Source organism: Profundibacterium mesophilum KAUST100406-0324, assembly GCF_009835145.1.
Lineage (GTDB): Bacteria > Pseudomonadota > Alphaproteobacteria > Rhodobacterales > Rhodobacteraceae > Profundibacterium > Profundibacterium mesophilum.
On sequence record NZ_APKE01000041.1, the window covers coordinates 2501 to 6244 of the forward strand.

1 tRNA gene and 2 rRNA genes are annotated in these 3744 nt (G+C 55.1%); all 3 read left to right on the forward strand.

The features are described from left to right. Nucleotides 1-95 precede the first annotated feature (95 nt). The 3 genes from PMES_RS15770 (at nt 96) to PMES_RS15780 (ending at nt 3451) form a co-directional block, all read left to right on the forward strand. Nucleotides 96-2928: ribosomal RNA gene (locus PMES_RS15770) — 23S ribosomal RNA — on the forward strand. Nucleotides 2929-3113: 185 nt separating this feature from the next. Continuing rightward, nucleotides 3114-3228, forward strand: a 5S ribosomal RNA gene (gene rrf / locus PMES_RS15775). Nucleotides 3229-3374: 146 nt separating this feature from the next. Further along, nucleotides 3375-3451: transfer RNA gene (locus PMES_RS15780), tRNA-Met, on the forward strand. Nucleotides 3452-3744: the final 293 nt, after the last annotated feature.

Below are 3744 nucleotides of genomic sequence, written 5' to 3' on the forward strand. Positions count from 1 at the left end.
CCAGACGGAAGGGTGGGAAAGTATGCTTTTGATCAATGTCCTGCCGAAGTCAAAAGGCGGTGGGGCGCAGAAGGAGCCTGTCTTCTTCTGGATCAAATCAAGCGCGAAAAGGGCGTTTGGTGAATGCCTTGGCAGCAAGAGGCGATGAAGGACGTGATACTCTGCGATAAGTCATGGGGAGCCGAGAATAGGCTTTGATCCATGAATTTCCGAATGGGGCAACCCACCTGAAACTCTGTTATTGTCAGCCCTTCGGGGTATTCGATAATGGGGTTAACCAGGTACTTTTTACCTGAATACATAGGGTTAAAAGAGCAAACCCGGGGAACTGAAACATCTAAGTACCCGGAGGAAAGGAAATCAACAGATACTCCCCTAGTAGCGGCGAGCGAACGGGGACCAGCCGAGCCATGAGAGTGACCGGAACCAGTTGGAAAGCTGGGCCATAGCGGGTGACAGCCCCGTATGGGAAGCTCGATTGGACGTATTAAGTAGGGCGGGACACGTGAAATCCTGTCTGAACATGGGGGGACCACCCTCTAAGGCTAAGTACTCCTTGCTGACCGATAGTGAACCAGTACCGTGAGGGAAAGGTGAAAAGCACCCCGACGAGGGGAGTGAAACAGTTCCTGAAACCGAACGCCTACAATCAGTCGGAGCCTCCTTGAGGGGTGACGGCGTACCTTTTGTATAATGGGTCATCGACTTGGTCTCACGAGCAAGCTTAAGCCGTTAGGTGTAGGCGCAGCGAAAGCGAGTCTTAATAGGGCGCATGAGTTCGTGGGATCAGACCCGAAACCGAGTGATCTAGGCATGACCAGGATGAAGGTTAGGTAACACTAACTGGAGGTCCGAACCCACACCTGTTGAAAAAGGTCGGGATGAGTTGTGCCTAGGGGTGAAAGGCCAATCAAACTCGGAGATAGCTGGTTCTCCGCGAAATCTATTTAGGTAGAGCGTCATCCGAATACCCTCGGGGGTAGAGCACTGGATGGGTAATGGGGCCCCACAGGCTTACTGATCCTAACCAAACTCCGAATACCGAGGAGTACTAGATGGCAGACACACGGCGGGTGCTAACGTCCGTCGTGAAGAGGGAAACAACCCTGACCTACAGCTAAGGCCCCTAATTCATGGCTAAGTGGGAAAGCATGTGAGACGGCCAAAACAACCAGGAGGTTGGCTTAGAAGCAGCCATCCTTTAAAGATAGCGTAACAGCTCACTGGTCTAAACAAGCTGTCTTGCGGCGAAGATGTAACGGGGCTCAAGCCATGAGCCGAAGCTTAGGATGCGCATAGCGCATGGTAGCGGAGCGTAGTGTGACATAGTCTCATTCCTCCTTAGCGGGTTCGCCCGCGTTGGAGGAGAGAGGCTTTCTGTGAAGCCGGCGCGTGAGCGATCCGGTGGAGAGATCACTAGCGAGAATGATGACATGAGTAGCGACAAACAGGGTGAGAGACCCTGTCGCCGAAAGTCCAAGGGTTCCTGCTTAAAGCTAATCTGAGCAGGGTAAGCCGACCCCTAAGGCGAGGCCGAAAGGCGTAGTCGATGGGAACCAGGTTAATATTCCTGGGCCAGGAAGTAGTGACGGATCGGAAAGGTAGTTCATCCTTATCGGATTGAATGGGCTGCTCACCGGTCCCTGGAAATAGCTCTTCCATGAGATCGTACCCTAAACCGACACAGGTGGACTGGTAGAGAATACCAAGGCGCTTGAGAGAACGATGTTGAAGGAACTCGGCAAAATACCTCCGTAAGTTCGCGAGAAGGAGGCCCGGTTCGTACGCAAGTATGGGCTGGGGGCACAAACCAGGGGGTGGCGACTGTTTACTAAAAACACAGGGCTCTGCGAAGTCGCAAGACGACGTATAGGGTCTGACGCCTGCCCGGTGCCGGAAGGTTAAAAGGAGAGGTGCAAGCCTTGAATTGAAGCCCCGGTAAACGGCGGCCGTAACTATAACGGTCCTAAGGTAGCGAAATTCCTTGTCGGGTAAGTTCCGACCTGCACGAATGGCGTAACGACTTCCCCGCTGTCTCCAACATCGACTCAGCGAAATTGAATTGCCTGTCAAGATGCAGGCTTCCCGCGGTTAGACGGAAAGACCCCGTGCACCTTTACTACAGCTTCACACTGGCATCAGGCCAAGCATGTGCAGGATAGGTGGTAGGCTTTGAAGCAGGAACGCCAGTTCCTGTGGAGCCATCCTTGAGATACCACCCTTGCTTTGCTTGATGTCTAACCGCGGACCGTTATCCGGTTCCGGGACCCTGTGTGGCGGGTAGTTTGACTGGGGCGGTCGCCTCCCAAAGCGTAACGGAGGCGTGCGAAGGTTGGCTCAGAGCGGTCGGAAATCGCTCGTTGAGTGCAATGGCAGAAGCCAGCCTGACTGCAAGACGTACATGTCGAGCAGAGTCGAAAGACGGCCATAGTGATCCGGTGGTCCCGAGTGGAAGGGCCATCGCTCAACGGATAAAAGGTACGCCGGGGATAACAGGCTGATGGTGCCCAAGAGTCCATATCGACGGCACCGTTTGGCACCTCGATGTCGGCTCATCTCATCCTGGGGCTGGAGCAGGTCCCAAGGGTACGGCTGTTCGCCGTTTAAAGAGGTACGTGAGCTGGGTTTAGAACGTCGTGAGACAGTTCGGTCCCTATCTGCCGTGGGTGTAGGATACTTGAGAGGAGTTGCCCCTAGTACGAGAGGACCGGGGTGAACGATCCACTGGTGGACCAGTTGTCATGCCAATGGCAGTGCTGGGTAGCTATGATCGGAAAGGATAACCGCTGAAGGCATCTAAGCGGGAAGCCCCCCTCAAAACAAGGTATCCCTGAGAGCCGTGGTAGACCACCACGTCGATAGGCCGGAGATGTAAGCGCAGCAATGCGTTCAGTTGACCGGTACTAATTGCTCGATAGGCTTGATTTGATCCAGTGGAAGACTGGCTCAAAAGCATACACACCGACAGTGTGCTGACTTGGATAAAACTGATGATGACGCCGGAGCTCCCGCTCCGGCTGAACACGGTCGGAACGCAGGTTTGCAAAAGCAAACCCGCATCCCCCGACCCGCTGCATCCCTCCGGGAATGCAGCGCTGGTGTTTCTTTCTCGGTTTGGTGGTCATGGCGTGAGCAAAACACCCGATCCCATCCCGAACTCGGCAGTTAAGTGCCACAGCGCCGATGGTACTGCGTCTTAAGACGTGGGAGAGTAGGTCGCCGCCAAACCTAGTAAGAAACACCGAAAATCTCTCGAAAACGAGCAAACACATAATACCGCGGAACGTCGCAGACCGCGATTGCACCTCGCAAGATACGCAAGAGGCAAAAACGCCAATACGGTCAAAACCGAAAATTGGCCCTGCACATGGTAGCGCGGGATGGAGCAGCCCGGTAGCTCGTCAGGCTCATAACCTGAAGGTCGTAGGTTCAAATCCTACTCCCGCAACCAACAAAATCCGAACCACAGACAAACCAGCGCCGCGCCCCGAACCTCGGTCGCCAATCCGTCCCACGGTTCTGGATCGCCCCGGACCCGCACCACGCCCAGAAGCCGGCGCATGAGGGCGGGGGCTTGCACCATGCCGTCGCGGTCCCTCAGCGGCGCTTCCAAGAACTGAACTCGGGCGCAGTCAACAAACCCGAGCTCGGCTTTCAGCGGCAGGACCCACAAGTTCATGCAAAAGACCGTCCGTCTCGATCCGCGACCCTGCCGGATCGATCACACCCCGAGGCGGTCGCGAA